The organism is Type-D symbiont of Plautia stali (genome assembly GCF_001485335.1).
In the GTDB taxonomy this organism is placed as follows: Bacteria; Pseudomonadota; Gammaproteobacteria; order Enterobacterales; family Enterobacteriaceae; genus Pantoea; species Pantoea vagans_C.
In genome coordinates this window covers 1-3,749 of record NZ_BBOC01000161.1, presented here as the reverse complement: position 1 = coordinate 3,749, position 3,749 = coordinate 1, and the positions used below count along the sequence as shown (strand labels likewise).

Genomic DNA, 3,749 nt, shown 5'->3' with positions numbered 1-3,749 from the left:
CAGCGTGCCGAGCACGATCCCCTCCCGGTTTTTGAGTGGCACGCCGGCATAGAAGCGGATGTAGGGCGCGCCGGTGATGAGCGGATGCGTCACAAAGCGGGCGTCCAGCCAGGTGTCGGGCACCACTACCGCGCTGTCGCCGTCCACCGCGTGACGGCAGAGCGAGTCCTCGCGCGAGGACTGCTTGAGGGCGAAGTTGTGGGCGGCCTGCACGTGCTGGTATTCGTCATCCAGCACGGAGATAAAGCTGCCGGGGATGCCGAGCGCCTGGCTGGCCAGCCGCACAAATTTTCGCAGCACGTCGTCACGGCTTTCGTCGGGACTGCGCAGCGCCTTCAGCGCCCGCGCGCGGCGATCGCTGTCGCCGTTAAGATTCATCAGCATGGGTTCCTCCACCCCGGCCTGGTTCCGGTGCGAAATCATAAAGAGAAAGTGGACGGTAAGGGGGCCGTGTAAAAGGCAATAACTGCGAAAGGGAAAAACGATTAAAACTTTTTTATGCCGCCTACTATAGGCGCTGCCTGGTCTGATGTCATGCTTATTTTCTTTAGCAAAATATTTAGCGCAGCGCGATTCTTTTATTTTATCGTCCTTCAGTGTCCTTTTTTAATAATACCTGCCAGACTCCTGCTAAATAAACGTAGCGCGCAACTTAATCACGCGTGCAATTAAAATAAACGATAATGCTTCTTATTATTTAATAATAATAACAACACCGGGGAAACCTTATGCAGCTGCTCAGACACTTTACCATCCGCCGCGTCGTGCTATGGATGATGATCCTCTCCCTGGCCGTGGTGGCGCTGGCCGGCAGTTACGGCGCGCTGACGCTGCGCGAGATGTACCGCCACGCCGATCGCGCCGACGCGCTGACGCAGCAGCTGACCTTTCTGACCCGCGCGGGCCTCGTCATGCAGGACGGGACGGCGGCCGAGAAGGCCGACCTGCTGGCCGCGGTTCCGGCGGAGGCGGCGTGGGACAGTTATCGGGCGGCGCTGAGTGCGCCGGACCGCTATCCGGCCGCCGCCCGCGAGCGGCTCGGAAGCCTGACGCAGCAGCTGGCCGCCGACGACGCGCCGGTGATGGCCGGGCGCCACCGGCTGGAGATTATTCTCATCAGCGCGCTGCTGGCCGCCGCCGCCCTGCTGGCGTTCTGCGACCGCTATCTGCTGGTGCACCTCGTGCGCCCGGTGGCGAAAATCCGCGCGCACCTGAAGACCATCGCAGGGGGCGACCTTACTCGCGAGCCGGAAGACCTGGGCCGCAACTGCGTCGGTCAGCTGGTGCCGCTGGTCCGTGAGATGCAGCACAGCCTGCTGGACGCGGTGGCGGCCATCCGCGACAACGCGGCGATTCTGCACCGTGAGGCCGGGGAGATTGCGGCCGGCAACGCCGACCTGTCCGACCGGACCGCCACCCAGGCCGCCGCCCTGGAGCAGACCGCGGCGAGCATGGAGGAAATTACCGCCACCGTTGCCCACAACGCGGAAAACGCCCGCGAGGCGCGCGAGCTGGCAGAACGCACCGCCGGCACCACGCAGCGGGGCGCGGAGCAGGTGCAGACCGTGGTGGATGCTATGGGCAGCATCGCGGAGGGCTCAGAAAAAATCCGCCAGTTCACCGCCACCATCAACGGCATTGCCTTCCAGACCAACATCCTGGCGCTCAACGCCGCCGTTGAGGCGGCCCGCGCCGGGGAGCAGGGGCGGGGCTTTGCCGTGGTGGCGGCCGAAGTGCGGTCGCTGGCGCAGCGCAGCGCGGCCGCCTCGAAAGAGATTGAGGGCCTGATTGCCGATACCGTGGCGCGCGTCAGTGACGGGCGCCGAGCCGCCGGCAGCGCCGGCACCACGATGGATGAGGTACTTCGCGGCGTCGGCGGGGTCAATGCGCTGATTGGTCAGATAGCGCTGGCCTCGGAAGAGCAGAGCAAGGGCATAGCGCAGGTCACGCTGGCGGTCGCGGAGCTTGACCGCGTCACGCAGCAGAATGCCACCCTGGTGCAGGAAGTTACCGCCACAGCGGGCAACCTGAGCGGGCAGACGACCGCGCTGGGCGGCGCCATTACCCGGTTTACGCTGCCGGCAAAAGAGGGCTACACGGCTGCCGCAGCGTCCGCCCCGCCGGTCAGCTTACGACGGGCTACCCCGCCACCCAAAGGCGACTGGGTGGCCTTCTGGCATCATTAACACGTCGTACGCGGCGGGGGATTTTTCTCCAGCCACGCCCGCACGCGGTCGGCTTCCGGGCCCGCCTCGCGCACGGCGCGGGTCAGACGCTCCTGGGTCGTGCGCAGCTCCAGCGTCCAGAAGGTGATCTGCCATTGCTCCCGGATGTCTATGCGGCTCAGGTCGGCGGGGACCCGCCGCTGGATATAATCACGGTTTTTCATCAGGTTATCCTTTTTATCGGTACAGGGTGTGGCGGCGCCTTAAATACGGCCACCGGTAAGCCCTGCCTATCCTGGCGAATAATCATCCGGAAAATACCGGAATAATCCTTCTGTCAGGATTTCGTTAAAAAAGGAGAGGATTCCTGGTCGTATGGATAATATGCCCGTTAGGCTGTTTGTCTGATTTGACTCAGCAGAATAAAAATAAATGAAGTGCCTGCTGTTAATTATCCCGTAGACAGTTCATGACGCATTGAACTATAAGGTTAATGTTAAGATAATGTAATGAATTGGGGCGAGCCCCGGTATTTTTATTCTGACGGTCCGTTGTGATCCGCCAGTCGGAAAGGAGTGTCTTCTGGGAAATCAACTTTTGTACCGGCCCGTTGCGGTCGGTTCCGACGTCCGCGAGCTCAGGCTTGCTGCTGGCCTGTCGCAGGAGGCCGCCGCAGAGCGATTTGAGCTCAGCCTGCGCGTCTGGCAGATGAAGGAGGCGGCAAAAAATCCCGCCCCCTCAGCCAGGGGGAGTACGAACTCCTGCTGCTGCTCGCCGGGCGTCATCCGCATTATGCCCTTGTGCCGCAAAAGAAAAAGTAGCAGGCTCTGTCCGCTGACGGCTCGCTGAAGTTCAGTCGGGCGCGGCCGATAAGAGGATAAGGACATGAGCGGTAAATACTACTACGCGGTGCGGCGCGGACGCACCGCGCTCCAGGAAGTGCATTGCGCGGGGTGTGTCGAACTGGCTGAGGCCGGCGGAGTCCGCTTTATTGGCACGTTTTACTCGCTCAGGCATGCGCTTCAGTCCGCGCGCCTGCGGCACCCCGACTGCGTGATCTGCCTGCGCTGCGCCGCCCTGCAGCGCTGAACGCGCCCAGGAATGGTCCTGAAATGACGTTTTTGTGACGCAGGTACAGCCGGGCGTCACTGTTACCCCTGACCCTGCCCGCGGCGGGGTCAGCTGACGGGCCTTTCTTCCGGCGGCGGGGCCGCAGGTATTTCTGCGGCCCCGTCTGATTGAACGTGTCCCCTTTTTGCTGTGTCATGCCGGCCACAGCTCATTCGACCTCTGGGGGGACAGACCCTGAAACGCCCGACATCAGACAACGAGGTTGCCCGCCTCGCGGCGCTGGCATCCTATCAGCAGGCGGATACGCTGCCGGAAAACGCGCTGGACCGCCTCACCACGCTCGCCGCGCGCCTTTTTCGCGTGTCCACCGCCTTCGTTTCGCTGATTGATGACCAGCGGCAGCTTTTTGCGTCCCGCTACGGGCTGAATATCACCGGCACCGCCCGCACCGTCGCCTTCTGCGACCACACGCTGGCGCAGGGGGAGATCCTCTGCGTGCCCGACGCCCTGGCC

General features: G+C 62.7%; 4 protein-coding genes and 2 pseudogenes. 4 read left to right on the top strand and 2 right to left on the bottom strand.

Annotation, left to right across the window (positions count from 1 at the left end):
• The coding region (locus tag PSSD_RS25565; RefSeq protein ID WP_153011522.1) for a GAF domain-containing protein at positions 1-384 on the bottom strand (384 nt) is incomplete at its 3' end.
• A 344-nt stretch (positions 385-728) separates the two neighbouring features.
• Between PSSD_RS25565 and PSSD_RS25560 the strand changes: the two genes are divergently transcribed.
• Positions 729-2,186, top strand: a complete 1,458-nt coding sequence (locus tag PSSD_RS25560) for a methyl-accepting chemotaxis protein (protein WP_058974191.1) — start codon at positions 729-731, stop codon at positions 2,184-2,186.
• Here PSSD_RS25560 and PSSD_RS25555 read toward each other — a convergent pair.
• On the bottom strand, positions 2,183-2,389 hold the full coding sequence (locus PSSD_RS25555; protein ID WP_039328797.1) for a DUF3606 domain-containing protein: 207 nt from the start codon (positions 2,387-2,389) through the stop codon (positions 2,183-2,185). The two genes, PSSD_RS25560 and PSSD_RS25555, sit on opposite strands and share 4 nt — an antisense overlap.
• A 358-nt stretch (positions 2,390-2,747) precedes the next feature.
• Here PSSD_RS25555 and PSSD_RS28295 point away from each other — a divergent pair.
• The 3 genes and pseudogenes from PSSD_RS28295 to PSSD_RS27015 all read left to right on the top strand — a co-directional run.
• Positions 2,748-2,986: pseudogene (locus tag PSSD_RS28295) on the top strand (transcriptional regulator).
• Between the two features lie 64 nt (positions 2,987-3,050).
• Positions 3,051-3,254: a hypothetical protein gene (locus PSSD_RS27020; protein WP_072215044.1), complete on the top strand. Its 204-nt coding sequence runs from the start codon at positions 3,051-3,053 to the stop codon at positions 3,252-3,254.
• A 261-nt stretch (positions 3,255-3,515) separates the two neighbouring features.
• Positions 3,516-3,749 (top strand): annotated as a pseudogene (locus tag PSSD_RS27015) (GAF domain-containing protein); the annotation flags it as partial.